Source organism: Parvularcula sp. IMCC14364 (assembly GCF_030758415.1).
Taxonomy (GTDB): Bacteria; Pseudomonadota; Alphaproteobacteria; order Caulobacterales; family Parvularculaceae; genus Aquisalinus.
Map to the genome: position 1 here is coordinate 2,013,580 of NZ_CP132334.1, position 17,187 is coordinate 2,030,766.

The following is a 17,187-nucleotide window of genomic DNA, read 5'->3' on the forward strand; positions in this document are numbered from 1 at the left end:
CAATCAGTCCCTGAAATTCTTGTATTGCAGCGGTTGCTCCAGCCCCATCTCCTTGACCAGAGAGATCGCGGCTTGCAGGTCGTCACGTTTTTTGCCCGTGACGCGCAGCTCTTCCCCCTGAATGGCCACCTGCACTTTCATTTTCGAGTCCTTGATGTACTTGGTAATTTTTTTCGCAAGATCGCGATCCAGTCCCTGCTTCACCAGCACATTCTGCCGAACCGACTGACCGGCTGCAGGTTCTACTTTCTGATAGTCCAGCATACCCGGTTCAATGCCGCGTTTTTGCAGATTGCCTTGCAGAATTTCATGCACCTGCCGCAGCTTCAGGTCATCATCCGCGTGAATGGTGATGACGCCGTCCTTCTCCTCGACGCGGGACTGTGACCCCTTGAAATCGTAGCGCGTTTCAATTTCACGCATGACATTGCCAATAGCGTTCTTGACCTCATTCAGGTCAGCTTCGGAGACGATATCGAATGACGGCATTTATTTTTCCTCGCTTGACTTTTTTCAGTGCTGGCGCAGTGGCCATCCATCCGGGCGATCTTCAATGACTTTGACACGATCGCCAAGATTTATCACGCCGCATCCCCTTGGGACCGTATTCCAGCCGAACAGGACACCCTTGACCCGGATATCGGCAGAAACTCTGAGCCTCTTCATCGCCGGCATGGGGTCGCCCAGCCCCGTCGCCCCCGTTGTCTGATCCTGCGTTGTAACAACGCAGCGCTGACAGGGTTTGACCAGATCAAAGCGTATGCCCGCTATGTCAAGCGCTGCCCAGTAATCTTCCATCCACGGCGTGTCATGCTCAATCACCAGATTGGGCCGGAAGCGGCTCATGGGCACGGGTGTGCCACCTTTTTTTGTCAGATCATCGTTAAGGGCACGCAATGAAGCGGTCGTGGTTATCAGGATTGGATAACCGTCAGAGAACCGGATCGGTGCCACCTGCCCCGTCCAGTCGGGATTGGCTGATCGGGCAGACTGCCCGTCAAACATCACCAGCCGAACAGGCTCGCCCAGCCACTCGGAAAGCTGCGCATTTGCAGCGTCATCACATAAGGCAGCATCAACCTGCGCGCGCCAGACCTGAACGGTTTCGCGCTTCGTCCCGTCAGGCAGCGCGATACAGCTCTCAGGACTGCCATCATAAGAGAGGCTGATCGCATCGGCGCCGGTGTGCACCGTGATTTTTGCAAGATCAGGGTGCTCACGTTGGGTCAGGAATCTGGCCTGCGCGTCGATCAGCATGAACTGGCGATCTCCCGCCAAGCCGGCAGGCGCTATATCCGCCTTTGACAGGTCTATGCCGCGGGCGCTTTTCAACGGATAAATATGTAAGCTGTGCACAATCATCCTGTTCAGCCTTGTGTCCGGCTTGCACGGCTGCGCTGTGTTGCATCTGCTGGTGCATAAAGACGCACATAATCTGCGGGCATTCTTGTGGCCCGTCCGCTCGCAAGGCTGATTGAGACAAAATCCGTCTCGCCGCGCACCAGCAACCTGTCATCCCCTGCGCGGCGCAATTCAAACCCCCGGGTCAGCCGCAGTTTGCCGTCATTGCGGATAATCGCCGTGCCAATGACAACCCCGTCTCCCGCGTGAGCGGCAGCCAGATAGGTGAAACGATGCTCCCTGACAACACAGCCAATGCCCACCCGCTCATAAGCTGTGAAATCAAGCCCCAGCGCTTCGGAATGGCCCCAGGCGCAATCCATGGCCCAGGCCACATACCAGGCATTATTGACATGCCCGAACATATCAACGTGCCGGGCCTCTGCCTGAATGGTGTGCAGATGCTGCATCGGCAGGCCCCAGGAGAGGGCCTCATATTCCAGATCCTGCACGGTCAGAAAGAGGCTCCCGTCGCCTTGCACAGGAAAGCCATCAGCGGACTTGCTGCCTTATAGGCCTGAGAGACTTCCTTGATGAAATCTGGCCGGGTGGCCGCAGCAGCCGTGCTGTTTGTCACAGCGAAGAAACTGCGCCTCTTCAGGTCCTCAATCAGCGGATGATCCTGCGCATAGCCTTTTGGTGGACGGGTCAGCGGGTTACCCTCAGCCAGCGCCCCAAAAAGATCTTTCAACCTTTTGTTATTTTTCACTTTTTTCCAGCCTGCCTGATCTTCATCTATGGTTGCGCGAATATTTTTCAGCGCGTCTGACGGCGGCAACCACATGCCACCACCGAAGAAAACCTGCCCCGGCTCCAGATGCAGATAAAAGCCCGGCGCGTGGGCATCCTTGCCTAGCGCATGGCGAAAATGCAGGGCCGCATTGGTTTTGTAGGGCGTCTTGTCCTTGGAAAAACGGGTATCGCGATAAATGCGGAACATCGAGCCGCCGGTTTTTTTGGGAATTGCGGTGAAATGCGGTGATATTTTTTTCAGCTCCGGTCCCATGGCGGAAATGAAGTCGAGACAGGGGGCGACCACACTTTCTTCGTAGCGTGGTTTGTTTTCCTCGAACCAGCCACGCTCGTTATGCGCCTCAAGCTCAGAGAAAAAATCAAAAAAATCTGTCGGGAAACCATCAAACGTCATCATGCCCTGCCTTCTTTATCGGATAGTATAATGCTCTTTCAGATGCATGACGATCTGTCCGACAGTCATCAGACATCACCATCTTGTTCAAATTGCCCTTCTCCTCTTAACCAAAGCGCTTCATATCTCGTGAAGTAAAATGAATCAGGGTAACCATGAAAAACATGGTTGAGAGAGTAAGAATACCGGGAAGCCAGTGTTTATGCCGTTTCCGCCGGAGTTCGAGTTGCGGATAGCTTAATGCAGTTGCCCCAGAAAAGACAAAAAGTTACTCGCGTTAACATTTACGAAAGTAAATTATTGGAACGTGGTCTTACAAACAATATGGCTGCTTCAGGGGAGGCTGCCAAAACAAGGCTACTCAGGAGACTTGCGGCATGCGCGTATTGCTGATTGAAGACGACGGGGCAACAGCACAAAGTATTGAACTGATGCTGAAATCAGACGGTTTTAACGTCTATACTACTGACCTCGGCGAAGAGGGTGTCGATCTCGGCAAGCTCTATGATTACGACATTATCCTTCTTGATCTGAACCTGCCGGACATGACCGGCTTTGACGTTCTCAAGCAGTTGCGTGTTGCGAAAGTCAATACGCCAATCCTGATTCTCACCGGCCTTGGTGATACAGAAAACAAAGTACGCGGCCTCGGATTTGGCGCGGACGATTACATGACCAAGCCATTCCACAAGGATGAGCTGGTTGCCCGTATTCATGCGATTGTCCGTCGCTCTAAAGGACATTCCCAGTCCGTTATTACAACAGGTTCCCTGACCGTTAACCTCGACGCCAAAACCGTCGATGTTGGTGGCCAGCGCGTTAACCTGACTGGCAAGGAATATCAGATGCTGGAGCTGCTTTCCTTGCGCAAAGGCACCACCCTGACCAAGGAAATGTTCCTCAACCATCTTTATGGTGGCATGGACGAGCCTGAACTGAAAATTATCGACGTGTTCATCTGCAAGCTGCGCAAGAAACTGGCTGCGGCAACAAGTGGCGAGCACTACATCGAAACAGTCTGGGGCCGCGGCTATGTACTGCGTGACCCGGCGGAAGAAAAAGCTGCGTAAGCCAGCCAATCACCCTCAACTAAAAAGCCTCCCACGAAGGGAGCCTTTTTTTGATCTGAAAAAATAGTCCCGTTCAGGAAGCAACAGCCTGCGCTTCTTCTCCCTGAAAACCTGCCTGCTCGAGAACAGCGCGAATAGTGCTCAACTCATAAGGCTTGAGAACGTGATGCCTTGCCCCGGCTGACCGCGCGAGGGCAAATTGCTGCGCGTCGTTTTCGGTTGCGCATAATACAACAGCAGGTCTCTGCTGTGTCTTGATCTCGCTCAACCCTTTGAGAAAGTCCAACGCACCAAGGGAAGGCAAATCCCAGTCCAGAAAAACAACTTCTGGCATGTCGGTCGCACAAATACTGACCGCTTCTTCAGCCGTTGGGGCATCGATAATAGAGTGACCAAGGTTCTCGAGAATCTTCCTGGTAATAAGACGAATAACATCAGAGTCATCGACAACAAGGCATATGGCCACAGCACTATTCCTCTTGAATAACCGGCAAGTAATCCTAGAGGAGAACGATTGAACAGACCGTTAAGGTATGTGCTCCGTTTTACCGGACAGGCTTATTCAGACTCAGGCAGCGATTTCTGCCTGTGCCGGAAATGTAGCTGTAACCCGCACTTCTTCTTCGCTGACAAGTTCAGCGTGAATTGCGCCGCCGACCTTTTGCACCAGCACGCTGGCGAGATAGGCAGGGGTCATTTTCGGCTCAAGCTCTTCGGTCTTGCCGGACAAGGCATCAACAAGCTGCTCTTTCAGTTTGGCCCGCGGTCCCTGTGCGCTGAAACTCACCTCCTGCAAAGAGCCGCCAACCGTGACTGTGCTGCCAGCGCGGGGCACACAATCCGCCACGACCAGGGCAATATTCATGATGGCTTTCAGCTGATCCTTTGCCACATGCTTCGAGGGTAACTGCCAGTGCAATTCGGCTTTGACATGCTTGTAGAGTTCCGCCGTTGCCAGCTTTGCCTCATCGAGATCGATCTCTGCACCATAGGCACCACCAGCCCCGAAGGCGAGGCGCGCAAAAGTGAGCATGGCAATCGACTTCTGCGTTGAGATGCTGATGAGTTTCTGTGCCTCTTCTTTCATCATCGGATCATCTTCATCTTCCATCACCTCAAGGCCGGCGCTGAGCGCACCAACAGGGTTAACAAGATCGTGACAAAGACGCGAAGCGAGAAGCGAGGCTAAAGTAAGCGGATCAAGGGGAGTATTCATGGCATACCTTCTATTTGGAAAATAACCTTCCGCCGATTCTACCACAGGTAGCTATCGACATCATTTGCCGGAGATTACCATAGAGGTTACGGGCCGTTTATTTGACTCAACAGCATGCGCTTGTCATGTTTTGCCTGTCGTACCTTGGGATTTGGCAGCTTCAAGCACAAAGATTGCATAACAGTACGGCATGTGTGGCGTTTTTGGGTGTGGTCATTTCGTGTTTGCATTAACTGATTTTATTCCTGTCGGCGACCGGTTCAAGGCAGACAGGGTGGCAAGATTTTTCCTCTGCGGTGCCTTGTCGCTGACAGCGCTCGCTGTCGCCGTTCTTTTTGTCGGTCTGGGATATCTGTTTAATCTCGGGGACGACAAAAACGCTCTCGCGAAGGTCGGCAATACCGGCAGTGGTGGCGTCGTGATCCTGTCGCACACCACGCGGGATGTGTTCGCGATTCTGGGGGGCAGAACACAAACGCCTGATAAGACTGATGTGCCACTCATTATTGCCAGCAACAACGAACAGAATGGCCTCACCGACCCGATGCCGCGCCTGAAGCCGCCTGCCCCGCAGCCGGTGCGCAGTATTGCCAAATCCATCAATATGAACGGTACATGGCTTGCGGAAAGCGAGTTTTACAGCTTCGCCCATAACCGGGACTTCACGGGCGGGCGCGAGTCCATCTTCACAAAATATGTCTCCCCTTTCACGGACCCAGAGGATATCTCAGCCGCTGACAGCGTCACCCTGAAACGCGGAGAGAGCCTTTATGCTGCCCTCGTTCGTGCAGGCATTCACCCGGATGACAGCGAAGCGGCTGTTGCCGCATTATCTGACCTGATCCGTGTGCGCACCCTTCGCGCTGGCACCACATTCACCATCACGCGCACCGCTTCGGCCAGAACTGAATTTCAGGAAATGGCGCATGTTCACGGCAGCGATGCCCTGGCGCAGGACCGCCTGAACAGCCTCATGCTTGCCGATGATCCCGTGCGCAGGGTTTTCGTGCGTCAGGACAGCCATGGAACTTTTTATGCGGAAACGGAAGTTGCGGAAACCTCCATGCACTATGCCGCCATTTCCGGCGAGATCACTGACAGCCTTTTCGCCAGTGCGGAGCGTGCAGGCGTGCCGAGAGAGATTGTCGCAAAACTGGCAAACATGTTTGTTTATGATGTTGATTTTCAGCGCCAGATCCGTCGCGGTGACCGTTTTGAGGCTGTCTATGAAGTGTTCTATGATGAACTGGGCCGTATTGCCGGCTATGGCGATATCGTCTTTGGCCGGATGAGCTGGTTGAACCGGACCAAAGAGCGCGGCTATTATCGCTATCGTGACGAGGGCAAGATTGCCTGGTTCGACTTTGGCGGAAAAAGCGCCAAGCGACTTCTCATGAAAACCCCTATAGACGGCGCGCGCATCACCTCCGGCTTCGGTATGCGCCGTCACCCGATCTCCGGGTATTCAAAACGCCATAAGGGCACAGACTTTGGCGCCAGAAGCGGCACGCCGATCATGGCCGCCGGTGATGGCGTCATCGAGCGGGCCAACCGCTTTGGTAGCTACGGGAATTATGTCCGTATCCGACATGCAAACGGTTATAAAACAGCCTATGCACACCTGAAAGGTTTTGCCCGGGGCATCAAATCCGGCACGCAGGTCAGACAGGGCCAGATCATCGGATATGTGGGCTCGACCGGCGCTTCCACCGGGCCACATCTGCATTACGAAGTGCTGAGAAACAACAAGCAGATCAATCCCATGACCATCAAGGTCGCAACAGGCAAGGAACTGGACGCCGTGGAAATGGCCTCTTTTGCAACAGAGCGCGACTGGATTGAAGACCTGCGCCAGCCACAGCAACTGCTGGTACTGGCACAAAACTAGGTCTTAGGGTGCCTACGCAGATTCAGGTCAGCAAGACTGGTAGAGCATAAAGGGCGCTTCGGACCTGCACTATTGCCATTCAACCGGCAGCATCAAATCTCGCCTGCTTCCCTCATCTTCTTCAGCGTATCCTTGATATACTGATCAAGATCGGTCCGCCCTGTCACCTGATCGCTGAGCTGCGAGCGAACAAGGTGCGGAATTTCATCCGGTCGCGGCGCACCAGATGTTTTGTAGGTCGCGCGGATGATATTCTTCACCGCTTCCTCGATATCCGGTTTCCAGTTGCTTTCATTGCTCATGCTGTTTCCTTTCTTCAGCCGCTCAATTCAACAGGGCAGAGCCCGGTGGGCTGTTGATATCAGGCGCGCCGCCACCAAGAGAATAGGCACTGCCACCTGCGAGCGCACGCCCGTTCACGGTCAGACTGTCTCCCTCAACAGAAAGTTGAAGCATGTCACCATCCTTGATCTCACCTGCCAGCAGCAATTCTGCCAGCGGGTCCTGCACTTTCTTCTGTATCACTCTTTTCAGTGGCCGGGCCCCAAAAGCCGGATCGTAGCCTGCTTCGCCGAGCCAGTCTGTCGCGGCGCTGTCCAGTTCAAGAATGATGGAACGGTCAGCTAGCAGCTTTTGAAGACGAGCAATCTGTATATCGACGATATTGCTCATCTGTGCTCTTTGCAATCGGTGGAACAGGATCATTTCATCAAGACGATTGAGGAATTCAGGCCGGAAGGTTGACTTGACCACATCCATAACCTGATCGCGCACAAGGTCCGTATCCTGCCCGTCAGGTTGTTGAGCCAGAAATTCCGAGCCAAGATTTGACGTCAGGATGATCAGCGTATTCTTGAAATCCACAGTACGCCCCTGCCCGTCCGTCAGACGGCCATCATCCAGCACCTGAAGCAGCACGTTGAACACATCCGGGTGAGCCTTTTCGATTTCATCAAAAAGGACAACCTGATATGGACGACGCCGCACTTTTTCCGTCAGCACACCGCCTTCTTCATAGCCGACATATCCCGGTGGGGCACCGATCAATCTGGCGACAGAATGCTTTTCCATGAACTCTGACATATCAATGCGGGCGATTGCGGCATCATCATCAAATAGAAATTCGGCGAGTGCCTTGGTCAGCTCCGTCTTGCCGACACCTGTTGGCCCAAGAAACAGAAACGATCCAAGAGGCCTGTTCGGGTCCTGCAAGCCCGCCCGGGCCCGGCGGATGGCAGACGATACCGCCGAAACCGCTTCCCGCTGACCGACGACACGCCCATGCAAGGCAGCTTCCATGGACAAAAGCTTCTCGCGCTCGCCTTCCAGCATCTTGTCAACAGGTACGCCTGTCCATTTGGAGACAACGCCGGCAATATGCTCTGCATCGACAACCTCCTGCACGAGAGTGTCCTGATCACCAACTTCCTCAGCTGTCTGAAGTTTCTTCTCCAGCTCTGGAAGTTCACCATATTTTATTTCGGACGCCCGGGCGAGATCACCCTTGCGCTCTGCGTCCACCAGTTCCTGGCGGGCACGGTCAATCGCTTCCTTGACCTGCGTTGCGGAGGCAAGCGCCTGCTTTTCGCGGGACCAGCGCGCGGTCAGCCCTGCGGAGGTCTGCTCCAGTTCGGAAAGCTCTTTCTCCAGCTTTTCCAGCCGCTCGCTGGACGCTTCGTCTGTTTCCTTTTTCAGCGCCTCCCGCTCAATCTTCATCTGGATGATCTGACGGTCAAGGGCATCAAGCTCCTCGGGTTTGGAATCAACCTCCATGCGCAGGCGCGAGGCAGCTTCGTCAACCAGGTCGATGGCCTTGTCTGGCAGAAACCTGTCCGTAATATACCGATTGGACAATGTTGCGGCAGAAACAATGGCCCCATCGGAGATACGCACTCCATGGTGGAGTTCATATTTTTCTTTCAGGCCACGCAGAATGGAAATCGTATCTTCAACCGTCGGCTCCTGAATATAAACCGCACGGAAACGACGCGCGAGCGCAGCATCCTTCTCAATATACTTTCTGTACTCATCAAGTGTCGTCGCGCCGATACAGTGCAATTCCCCGCGCGCAAGAGCGGGTTTCAAGAGGTTTGATGCATCCATGGCGCCATCCGTCTTGCCCGCGCCAACCAGCGTATGGGTTTCATCAATGAACAGAACGATCTGCCCTTCAGCCTCTGTCACTTCCTGCAGCACAGCCTTGAGGCGTTCCTCAAATTCACCGCGATATTTGGCGCCCGCAATGAGGCTACCCATGTCGAGTGACAGAAGACGTTTGTTGCGTAGGGACTCCGGCACATCGCCATTGACGATGCGCAAGGCAAGGCCCTCGACTATCGCTGTCTTGCCAACGCCCGGCTCCCCGATCAGTACAGGGTTATTCTTTGTGCGTCGGGCCAGTACTTCCATGGTGCGGCGAATTTCGTCACCGCGCCCGATCACAGGGTCCAGTTTGCCGTTAAGGGCTTCTTCTGTCAGGTCGCGCGCATATTTCTTGAGCGCGTCATATCCTTCTTCGGCAGACGCTGTATCAGCTGTTCTGCCCTTGCGGATTGTATTGACGGCCTCGTTCAGGGTTTGCGGCATGACACCCGCCTGCTTCAGATAGTCAGCAGTCTGGCCTTCCATGGCCAGGGCAATCAGCAAGCGCTCGGCGGTGACATAAGAGTCGCCTGCCTTTTTGGCAATTTCGTCAGCGCGGGCGAACACTTTGGCCGCCTGCTGGCTTAACATCATTTGCGCCCCACCGCCTTCTACGCGCGGCAGTTTGCCTACGGCACTGTTGACCGCCTGCAAGGCGACTTCAGGTTTACCGCCTGCTTCGCGGATGAGGTTGGCGCTCAGGCCATCCGTGTCATCAAGCAGCGCTTTGAGGATATGTTCAGGGATAAGTTGCTGGTGACTTTCACGCAGCGCTATTGTTTGTGCAGCCTGTATGAGGCCGCGCGCACGGTCTGTGTAGTTATCAAAATTCATATGTGACCTCTTTTGAGCATCAGGTATGCGCGTCCCGTTATGGCAACGCCTTCAGCATTAAAATGGGAAGCCGTTTTGCCTGTTTCAAGTCAGGCTCTCTTACCAGACTCAATCTGTTCGGATCATATCGCCAGACCCTTTAATTTTGGTTCGGATATACCCATATAAAGTGATAGGGAGGCATTATGAATCAGGCTCACTTTGATACATTCCAGACCCTTCGGGGCTCTGTAAAAGAAGAATTGAAATGGCGCGGTGCTGGGCCGCTTCGCGATGCTGTGGCACTTGCGCTATTGCCTGTCGCAGTCAGCAAACCCGTCGATTTCGCTGCGATTCGGGAAAACGCTGCGTTCCTAAAACAAAATAATGCCAAACTCTATTTTTTGCGGTCCTCTACAAGATATGCCGTTGCCGCTTCGCTCCTGTCAGAGAATATGAACACCGAGACCTTTGTCGCCGACATTTCTGCTGCACGGCAGTTCTGGAAAGAACTGAAATTGCGACGCACCTCGCCTTATGAAGGGGCAAGCCTGATTACACTTTATTTTGCGGGCCGCGGGGCGATTGACCGGGGCACGATGGCCAGCCTGAAATCAGCCTTTGACATGCTAAAGGATGCCTATTTCTGGCATGTAGGATCGCTCACCCTGCCCGCCTTATCGCTGGCAATGCATCACAGTTCTGCTGCTGCCACGGATGGGGCGTTACTGTTCGACACACTGAAAGAAGCGAAATTTCCATCCCAATACAGAATGTCCACGGCACTGATCGGCACATTGCGACAATCAGGCCCTCAAGAAACCTGTCAGTGGCTGGTGGATGCTCACCGGGCTTTCAAAGCAAACAAGATGCGCAGTGCAGCGCAACGCACAACATCTTTAGCGGTTGCGAGCCTGACGGACATTTCGCCGGAACAGTATGTCAGTGAAACTGATATGGTTCGCCAACAACTTAAAGATGGCCCGTTCCGGTCTTCCAATGCGCCCGCCCTGGCCATGAATTTTGTCAATATGAGCAGGGTCATCAGTATGCGGGATGCCAGTCAGGGTGATGATAACCTAACCGGTTTCACCACCATCATCGCTGCGTTGCAGGCCTATATTGCGATGCAGGAGCAGGCTGCCATGGTCGCCGTCATTGCAGCAAGCACGGCAGGCGCCGCTGCGGCGAGCTAAAGCGCGCCGATACCAATCAACGTACCGCCATCAATCGCCATATGCTGGCCCGTCATCCAGGCACCTGCCGGAGAGGCGAGGAACACCGCAGCGCCGGCAATATCATCCGGTTCACCAAAACGCCGCATAGGCAACTGGCCGGCAATGAATTCTTCTGTCTTGGGGTCTTTCCACAGCGCTTCGGCAAAATATGTTTTTACAATACCAGGGCAGATACAGTTGATCCGTATATTGTCTTTTCCATATTCTACCGCGAGATTACGTGCCAGCTGCATGTCAGCCGCTTTCGATATGCCATAGGTGCCGATTGTCGGGCTGCCCAGAAAACCGCCTATCGAAGAAATGATTACAATCGCCCCATCCTTCTTTGCCTGCATCTGCGGCAGAACCATGTGGGACAGGAAGTGGTTTGCCTTGATGTTGCAGGCAAATATCTTGTCCATCGCTTCTTCGGTTATATCCTTGGACGGGCCGAATGCCGGATTGACGGCGGCGTTGCAGATGAGAATATCAACATCACCGAACTTTTCATTCGTCGCGTCGACCAGTCCCTGCAAATGCTCCTTATGGGAAATGTTGCAGGCAACGGCATGGGCCGCCTCACGACCTTCATCTGCGTTGATGGAGTCTGCAACTTCCTGACAGCTCTCAATCTTGCGGCTGGATACGACAACATTTGCGCCATGCTGGGCAAAGCGCCGCGCGATTGCTTCGCCGATACCGCGTGAGGCACCGGTAACAATCGCGGTTTTTCCTTCAAGGTTGAAAAGTGTGTCTGCAATCCCGGCCATCATGATCTCCTTTTAACTGGAGACAGCAATGTTGCCGGATTGCGAAGGCGCAGCAACAAAAATACTCAGTTGCCCGTTTGTGCTGGTAGGTTGTTACTCGGCAGCCACTTCTGCCTTGTCCTCTGCAACCTGCTCCTGAGGCTTGTCCGCCGTCGCGTCAGCATCATCAACCGCCTTGCGCGGGGCACGGCGACGCCGGGGGCGACGGGGCTTCTCCTGCTCATCGGCGGCACCTTCCTCTGAGTCAGCTACCTTTTCCTGCGGCGCTTCTGCTGCTGCTTCAGCTGGCTGGCTTTCAGCCTTGGCCGCAGACTGTTTCTCATTGTTTGCGTCTGCCACTTCAGGCTGTGGCTCGTCAGACGGGTCCTGCTGGTTTTGTTGCGGCGGCTGTGCCGGCTGCAGGGCCTTCAGCATACGGTGATAGTGCTCGGCGTGTTGCAGCAGACTTTCAGCCCGAATACGGTCGCCGGAGGAGGCTGCGTCCCGCGCAAGCGTCTGGTATTTGTCATGAATCTGCAGAGCTGTGCCCCGGATTTTGACGTCAGGGCCTGTTGAATCAAATGCCCTGTTGATATTAGAGCCGGTTCTTCGGCGTTGATTACGCCCGCGCTTCATATTTTGCGCCATAAAATGTTCGTCCTTGCTAATTCTTCGTAAGCGGTCATTCGTTGGAATACATGGCACACGGAGTGCCATTTGTTCGATTACCCGCAGTTGCTTTACAGCTCTCGCCTAAATGCTTTGTGCGCCCTTCCCTGATTTACATCAGCCTTCTCATAAGCCAGATCGTTCTGGGGCAACATGCCCGAAACATCCGGTTATTTATTGAGATAGAAGCGAATTGAAAACTATTGTTTTCACCAGAGATATATGGCCCATATCAACCTGCTTTTCAAACACTTTTTTCAATCAAGACAGAACGCTACCGCACGGTCAATACCGGCAAGATCCGGCTTCACGGATGCCCTGGCGGACAGCCCCGCCTGGTTGAAAGCCAGCTCAAACATGGTCAGGACACGATCCGCCTGTCCCTGCCCGATCTCCAGAACAACCCTGCCACCAGGCGCGATCAATCTCGGCATATAACGGGCAAGCGTATGATACGCCTCATAACCATCCCCTGCGAACAGGGCCATGGCTGGCTCGTGGTCACGCACATCAACCGGCAGGCTGTCCCGGTCTGCATCCGCAATGTACGGGGGATTGGAAACAATCAAATCGAAGGGACCGCCTTCGAAGTCTGAAAAATCAGCACAGTGAAGTCTCACCCGATCAGAAAGTTCCAGATCTGCAAAATTCTGCTCGGCAATAGTAACAGCGGCCGGACTGATGTCTACAGCAACCCCTTCGGCTTGCATGAACTCTGTCAGCAAAGCTGCCATCAGACAACCGCTTCCCGTACCCAGATCAAGAATCCGGGCGGGCGGGTTACCACGGCATATTTCGAGTGCCAGTTCCACAACCGTTTCACTGTCCGGTCGCGGGGTCAGCACATCCCGGGAAATCCTGAAGGGCAACCCCCAGAATTCCTTTTCGCCAAGCAGTTGCGAAACGGGCTGTCCTTGCGAGCGCCGCAAGAGAAGTTTTTCAAACTGCTCAGCCTGTATGTCTGTTAACTGACGGTTGGGCTCTGCGATCAGTTCTTCAAGGCTGATCCCCAGGCAATGCAGAAGCAACAGCCGCGCATCAAGTCGGGATATGCCCGGATAATGTGAGCGTGCTGATCGCAGGGCTGTCTCAGCGCCGGTTCCCGCCGCAATCATCACCCGTCAGCTTCCATCCGTTTCCATAGCAGCCAGACGATCCGCCTGATCCTGGGTGATCAGTGCATCAACCAGTTCATCAAGCGCTTCCCCGGCGATGACCTTGTCCAGCTTGTATAAAGTCAGATTGATGCGATGGTCAGTTACGCGGCTTTGCGGAAAATTATAGGTCCGGATACGCTCCGACCGGTCGCCAGAGCCAACCTGTCCTTTACGCTCTGCTGCGCGCTCTGCATCGGCGCGGGCTCGCTCTGCTTCATAAAGACGGGCACGAAGCACTTTCATTGCCTTGGCGCGGTTCTTGTGCTGGGATTTTTCGTCCTGCTGTGACACGACAAGACCGGTTGGCAGGTGAGTGATGCGCACCGCACTGTCAGTGGTATTCACAGACTGACCGCCCGGACCTGACGCGCGGAAAACATCCACACGCAGATCACTTTCATTTATCTCGATGTCTACTTCTTCCGGCTCTGGCAACATTGCGACCGTCGCAGCGGAGGTATGAACGCGCCCTTGGGTTTCAGTCTCCGGCACACGCTGCACACGGTGCACCCCTGACTCGAATTTCAGCCGGGCAAAAACACCCTCGCCGGAAACGCTGGCCTGCACTTCCTTGTATCCGCCCACATCGGATTCAGACGCGGAGATGATTTCCATTTTCCAGCCATTGATCTGTGTATAGCGCTGATACATGCGGAACAAATCGCCCGCAAACAGAGCCGCTTCATCACCACCTGTGCCGGCGCGCACTTCCAGAATGACACTCGCTGACTTGTCCGCCTTGTCACGGGGCAACAGCATGATCTGCAGGGCATGCTCAATCTCGGGGATGCGCGTCTTCAGCTCTTCCAGTTCTTCGCCAGCCATCTCGGCCATTTCCGGATCATCAGAACCCGCCAGTTCACCAAGCTCTTCCACCTGACGACGGGCGTCTGTGAGTTCCCGCCCGGCTTCAACGACAGGCCGCAACTCTGCATGTTCCTTGGACAGACGCACGATCTCTTCGGCGTCCATCTCCGTCTCCATGGCTTTCTCAATCGTCTCGAACCTCGCGATGAGACTGTCGAGTTTTTCCTGCGGTATCAAAACTGTACTACTTCTTTTTCAGGGCTACTCAGCCGCGTTCAAATTTCTGGCTGCCTCAATCTGGGCTGCTTTTTCTTCGACCAGTTCGACAATGTGCTCGACCATCCCGTCATTCGACATTTTATGATCCGGAACGCCAGCAATGTAGACCATACCGGATTCGGCGCCGCCACCAGTAAAACCAATGTCAGTTTCTCTGGCCTCACCCGGCCCGTTCACGACACATCCAATGATGGACAGCGACATGGGTGTCGAAATATGCGCCAGACGCTCTTCGAGGATTTCGACCGTCTTGATCACTTCAAAGCCCTGCCGCGCGCATGACGGACAGGAAATGATGTTGACCCCGCGGTGACGCAAACCAAGGCTTTTGAGCAAATCATAGCCAACTTTTATCTCTTCCACCGGGTCAGCTGAAAGCGAGATGCGGATCGTGTCGCCAATGCCGGCCCATAACAGGGCGCCGAGCCCTACCGACGACTTGATTGAGCCGATCCGCGCGCCGCCGGCTTCCGTCACGCCAAGATGCAAGGGACAGTCTATCGCCTCGGCAAGGCCCTGATAGGCTGCAACCGTCAGGAAAAGGTCTGAGGCTTTGACCGAAATCTTGAATTCGTGAAAATCATTATCCTGCAGGATGCGTGCATGATCCAGAGCACTTTCAACCATCGCTTCAGGACATGGCTCCCCGTATTTCTCCAGAAGGTGTTTTTCAAGCGACCCCCCATTGACGCCGATGCGCATGGAACAGCCGTTATTCTTTGCCGCCCTGATGACTTCCTTGACGCGATCCTCAGAGCCGATGTTGCCTGGATTGATGCGCAGGCAGGCAGCGCCTGCTTCAGCAGCTTCGATGCCGCGTTTATAGTGAAAATGAATGTCAGCCACGATTGGCACAGGTGACTGCGCACAGATCTCTTTCATGGCGGCCGTTGATGCTTCATCAGGACAGGACACGCGCACAATGTCGCCCCCCGCCTCGGCGATTTCTTCAATCTGGTTCAAAGTCGCCTTTGCGTCCGAGGTCAGCGTATTTGTCATGGACTGGACGGTGATCGGGGCGTCGCCGCCGACGGGCACATTGCCAACCATGATCTGTCGGCATTTGCGACGCTCAATATCTCTCCACGGCCTGACGCTCATGTTTCACCTTCGTTCAACTTTACTAGCAGGTGTATTCATTTAGCAGCCCTGTCAAGAGCACGAAGTGCGGCATTGGAAGGAGAAAATGCGGCCCAAAGGTGCCCGGCGTCTCTATTCAGGCAGATTGTACACAAAGGTTGTTGTCTGGCCATAGACAGGCACTGGTGCACCGTCACGTCTGGCAGGTTCAAATGTCCATCTGTCGATGGCGCTCAGGGACGCGCCATTGAAACAGCTGTTGCTGGTCTGACTGACCCGCTGATTGACCGGGCGACCACGACTGTCGATGTCAAACATCACGGTTACGCGTTCTGTACCGTCAGCGCGGCGCTGACAGCGGCTTGGATAGACGGGAGAGACCGATGACAGGCGCACTGCCTCGATCAGCACCGGCTCTTGCGGGGTCGCTGCGTCCGCTGCGACAACCGGCGCTGGCGTCGGTAAATCCGGTTGCGCAACATCCGTGACGACCGGCGGCTCAGTGATGGCTTCAGATAAATTTCCTGTCTCTGTTTCCCGCTCTGTTTCCAGTGGGAATGTTTCCGCAAGCGGTAACTCTCCTTGCGCGTCTGCGATGCTGCGCGACAGGTCGTCTGCCGAAGTCTCGGCTTGCGCTTCTGACAGTTGCTGTGCGTTCAGGTCCGCGGCATCGAGGGCAACCTGGTTTATTGCGTCTGCAAGCTGTTCCGCTTCGGTACTGAGGATCTGTGTCGGGGCAGCGGTTTCTGTCTCACCTGTGACGGTATCTTCCGCGGCGATGGCATCCCCAACGGCAGGCTGTGCAAGAGTATCATCAGCGCCTGTTGCGGCGTCGCTTTGTGCAGCTGCTGAAGTCAATTCTGTTGTTTCAGTTGCAGCTTCTGCGCGTGCGGCATCTCCCGCTGCCTCGTTCGCGACGGTGAACGTCGGCTCCTCAACCCGTTCGACCGGGCGTTGCTGCAACGGTGTGCCTTCAACAGCAATCGGTCCGCTCTCAACCGGTGGTCGGGTAATCTGGAAAGCCACCCAGATGACAAAGAACAGGATTGCGACCACTGCCAGCAGGGAAAGTTCCCGGCCTGCTGTCACATCCTCGCGCGCACTGGAGCGCAGTTCAGGCGCGGTAGAGGCACCGCCGACATATCCTGCCTCCTTGCGGAACCGCGCCACAAGCGCCTCGTCAGGTAATTCGAGGAATTGCGCATATGCCTTGACGAAACCAGTTGTATAGGCGGCAATCGGCAGACGGGTTGCATCCATCTCCTCAATCGCCTCGAGGTAATCAATACGAACATTCGTCGCATCATGGGCGTCGTCAAGAGAGTAACCTGCCGCTTCGCGCGCCGCCTTCAGCATTGCCCCGGCAGTTTGAAATTCTTCATCCGTCAGCGGAGCACGTTTGGACCGCTCTTCCTGCAACTCAACAATGTCAGCTACACTGGACATATGCCACTAACCTCACGGCGATCCCCGGCCAGATCGCTGTTACATAGTAACCCTAAAAAGGGAAAAAGTTAAACCGTTTCAAACTAATAATGCCAGAACAATGCCA

At 54.6% G+C, this 17,187-nt stretch carries 17 protein-coding genes; 3 read left to right on the forward strand and 14 right to left on the reverse strand.

The genetic code is table 11. The features are described 5' to 3' along the window. Window positions 1-3: 3 nt before the first annotated feature. The 4 genes from RAL90_RS09685 to RAL90_RS09700 are packed head-to-tail and all read right to left on the reverse strand — an operon-like array spanning window position 4 to window position 2,551. Window positions 4-489 carry a YajQ family cyclic di-GMP-binding protein gene (locus tag RAL90_RS09685; protein ID WP_306250043.1) on the reverse strand — a complete coding sequence of 162 codons (486 nt, stop codon included), beginning with the start codon at window positions 487-489 and terminating at the stop codon, window positions 4-6. 24 nt (window positions 490-513) lie between these two features. After that, the gene (locus RAL90_RS09690; protein ID WP_306250045.1) at window positions 514-1,362 is read right to left on the reverse strand and encodes an MOSC domain-containing protein; all 849 of its coding nucleotides are present in this window, start codon (window positions 1,360-1,362) and stop codon (window positions 514-516) included. 5 nt (window positions 1,363-1,367) lie between these two features. Further along, window positions 1,368-1,853 (reverse strand): thioesterase family protein, encoded by a 486-nt coding sequence (locus RAL90_RS09695; RefSeq protein ID WP_306250048.1) that lies wholly within the window; start codon window positions 1,851-1,853, stop codon window positions 1,368-1,370. Between the two features lie 2 nt (window positions 1,854-1,855). Further along, the gene (locus RAL90_RS09700) at window positions 1,856-2,551 is read right to left on the reverse strand and encodes a DUF2461 domain-containing protein (RefSeq protein WP_306250050.1); all 696 of its coding nucleotides are present in this window, start codon (window positions 2,549-2,551) and stop codon (window positions 1,856-1,858) included. Window positions 2,552-2,925: 374 nt separating this feature from the next. On the opposite strand from RAL90_RS09700, the gene ctrA reads away from it, so the two are divergent. Continuing rightward, complete coding sequence (ctrA, locus tag RAL90_RS09705; RefSeq protein ID WP_306250052.1) at window positions 2,926-3,618, forward strand: response regulator transcription factor CtrA; 693 nt, start codon at window positions 2,926-2,928, stop codon at window positions 3,616-3,618. Between the two features lie 73 nt (window positions 3,619-3,691). On the opposite strand, the gene RAL90_RS09710 is transcribed toward ctrA, so the two are convergent. Together RAL90_RS09710 and RAL90_RS09715 are read right to left on the reverse strand one after the other, a co-directional pair. After that, a complete protein-coding gene (locus RAL90_RS09710; protein ID WP_306250054.1) occupies window positions 3,692-4,084 on the reverse strand; it encodes a response regulator in 393 nt (130 codons plus the stop codon). A gap of 102 nt (window positions 4,085-4,186) precedes the next feature. Next, on the reverse strand, window positions 4,187-4,834 hold the full coding sequence (locus tag RAL90_RS09715; protein ID WP_306250056.1) for a histidine phosphotransferase family protein: 648 nt from the start codon (window positions 4,832-4,834) through the stop codon (window positions 4,187-4,189). 220 nt (window positions 4,835-5,054) lie between these two features. On the opposite strand from RAL90_RS09715, the gene RAL90_RS09720 reads away from it, so the two are divergent. After that, entirely contained in the window at window positions 5,055-6,722 is a 1,668-nt protein-coding gene (locus RAL90_RS09720) for a M23 family metallopeptidase (protein ID WP_306250058.1), read from the forward strand. Window positions 6,723-6,814: 92 nt separating this feature from the next. Here RAL90_RS09720 and RAL90_RS09725 read toward each other — a convergent pair whose 3' ends face one another. Both RAL90_RS09725 and clpB read right to left on the reverse strand, forming a co-directional pair. Next, window positions 6,815-7,024, reverse strand: coding sequence for a hypothetical protein (locus RAL90_RS09725; protein WP_306250060.1), 210 nt, complete (start codon window positions 7,022-7,024; stop codon window positions 6,815-6,817). Window positions 7,025-7,046: 22 nt separating this feature from the next. Beyond that, window positions 7,047-9,698: an ATP-dependent chaperone ClpB gene (gene clpB / locus RAL90_RS09730; protein ID WP_306250062.1), complete on the reverse strand. Its 2,652-nt coding sequence runs from the start codon at window positions 9,696-9,698 to the stop codon at window positions 7,047-7,049. Between the two features lie 185 nt (window positions 9,699-9,883). Here clpB and RAL90_RS09735 point away from each other — a divergent pair, with 185 nt between their 5' ends. Further along, a complete protein-coding gene (locus RAL90_RS09735; protein WP_306250064.1) occupies window positions 9,884-10,873 on the forward strand; it encodes a DUF4003 family protein in 990 nt (329 codons plus the stop codon). Here the strand turns inward: RAL90_RS09735 and RAL90_RS09740 are convergent. The 6 genes from RAL90_RS09740 to RAL90_RS09765 all read right to left on the reverse strand — a co-directional run bounded on the left by RAL90_RS09740 (window position 10,870) and on the right by RAL90_RS09765 (window position 17,081). Further along, window positions 10,870-11,667: an SDR family oxidoreductase gene (locus RAL90_RS09740; RefSeq protein WP_306250065.1), complete on the reverse strand. Its 798-nt coding sequence runs from the start codon at window positions 11,665-11,667 to the stop codon at window positions 10,870-10,872. The two genes, RAL90_RS09735 and RAL90_RS09740, sit on opposite strands and share 4 nt — an antisense overlap. Before the next feature lie 90 nt (window positions 11,668-11,757). Then, window positions 11,758-12,291 carry a DUF4167 domain-containing protein gene (locus tag RAL90_RS09745; RefSeq protein WP_306250067.1) on the reverse strand — a complete coding sequence of 178 codons (534 nt, stop codon included), beginning with the start codon at window positions 12,289-12,291 and terminating at the stop codon, window positions 11,758-11,760. A 278-nt stretch (window positions 12,292-12,569) separates the two neighbouring features. Continuing rightward, complete coding sequence (gene prmC, locus RAL90_RS09750; RefSeq protein ID WP_306250069.1) at window positions 12,570-13,427, reverse strand: peptide chain release factor N(5)-glutamine methyltransferase; 858 nt, start codon at window positions 13,425-13,427, stop codon at window positions 12,570-12,572. Between the two features lie 6 nt (window positions 13,428-13,433). After that, window positions 13,434-14,513: a peptide chain release factor 1 gene (prfA, locus tag RAL90_RS09755; protein WP_306250071.1), complete on the reverse strand. Its 1,080-nt coding sequence runs from the start codon at window positions 14,511-14,513 to the stop codon at window positions 13,434-13,436. Window positions 14,514-14,537: 24 nt separating this feature from the next. Next, window positions 14,538-15,656, reverse strand: coding sequence for a flavodoxin-dependent (E)-4-hydroxy-3-methylbut-2-enyl-diphosphate synthase (gene ispG, locus RAL90_RS09760; RefSeq protein ID WP_306250073.1), 1,119 nt, complete (start codon window positions 15,654-15,656; stop codon window positions 14,538-14,540). Between the two features lie 111 nt (window positions 15,657-15,767). After that, window positions 15,768-17,081, reverse strand: coding sequence for a TonB family protein (locus RAL90_RS09765; protein WP_306250075.1), 1,314 nt, complete (start codon window positions 17,079-17,081; stop codon window positions 15,768-15,770). Window positions 17,082-17,187 lie beyond the last annotated feature (106 nt).

Bases quoted from the DNA above. Each gene is read 5' to 3' on its own strand.
- RAL90_RS09685 (WP_306250043.1), bottom strand. From the start codon at position 489: ATGCCGTCATTCGATATCGTCTCCGAAGCTGACCTGAATGAGGTCAAG.
- RAL90_RS09690 (WP_306250045.1), bottom strand. From the start codon at position 1,362: ATGATTGTGCACAGCTTACATATTTATCCGTTGAAAAGCGCCCGCGGC.
- RAL90_RS09700 (WP_306250050.1), bottom strand. From the start codon at position 2,551: ATGATGACGTTTGATGGTTTCCCGACAGATTTTTTTGATTTTTTCTCT.
- ctrA (WP_306250052.1), top strand. From the start codon at position 2,926: ATGCGCGTATTGCTGATTGAAGACGACGGGGCAACAGCACAAAGTATT.
- RAL90_RS09715 (WP_306250056.1), bottom strand. From the start codon at position 4,834: ATGAATACTCCCCTTGATCCGCTTACTTTAGCCTCGCTTCTCGCTTCG.
- RAL90_RS09725 (WP_306250060.1), bottom strand. From the start codon at position 7,024: ATGAGCAATGAAAGCAACTGGAAACCGGATATCGAGGAAGCGGTGAAG.
- clpB (WP_306250062.1), bottom strand. From the start codon at position 9,698: ATGAATTTTGATAACTACACAGACCGTGCGCGCGGCCTCATACAGGCT.
- RAL90_RS09735 (WP_306250064.1), top strand. From the start codon at position 9,884: ATGAATCAGGCTCACTTTGATACATTCCAGACCCTTCGGGGCTCTGTA.
- RAL90_RS09740 (WP_306250065.1), bottom strand. From the start codon at position 11,667: ATGATGGCCGGGATTGCAGACACACTTTTCAACCTTGAAGGAAAAACC.
- RAL90_RS09745 (WP_306250067.1), bottom strand. From the start codon at position 12,291: ATGGCGCAAAATATGAAGCGCGGGCGTAATCAACGCCGAAGAACCGGC.
- prmC (WP_306250069.1), bottom strand. From the start codon at position 13,427: ATGATTGCGGCGGGAACCGGCGCTGAGACAGCCCTGCGATCAGCACGC.
- ispG (WP_306250073.1), bottom strand. From the start codon at position 15,656: ATGAGCGTCAGGCCGTGGAGAGATATTGAGCGTCGCAAATGCCGACAG.
- RAL90_RS09765 (WP_306250075.1), bottom strand. From the start codon at position 17,081: ATGTCCAGTGTAGCTGACATTGTTGAGTTGCAGGAAGAGCGGTCCAAA.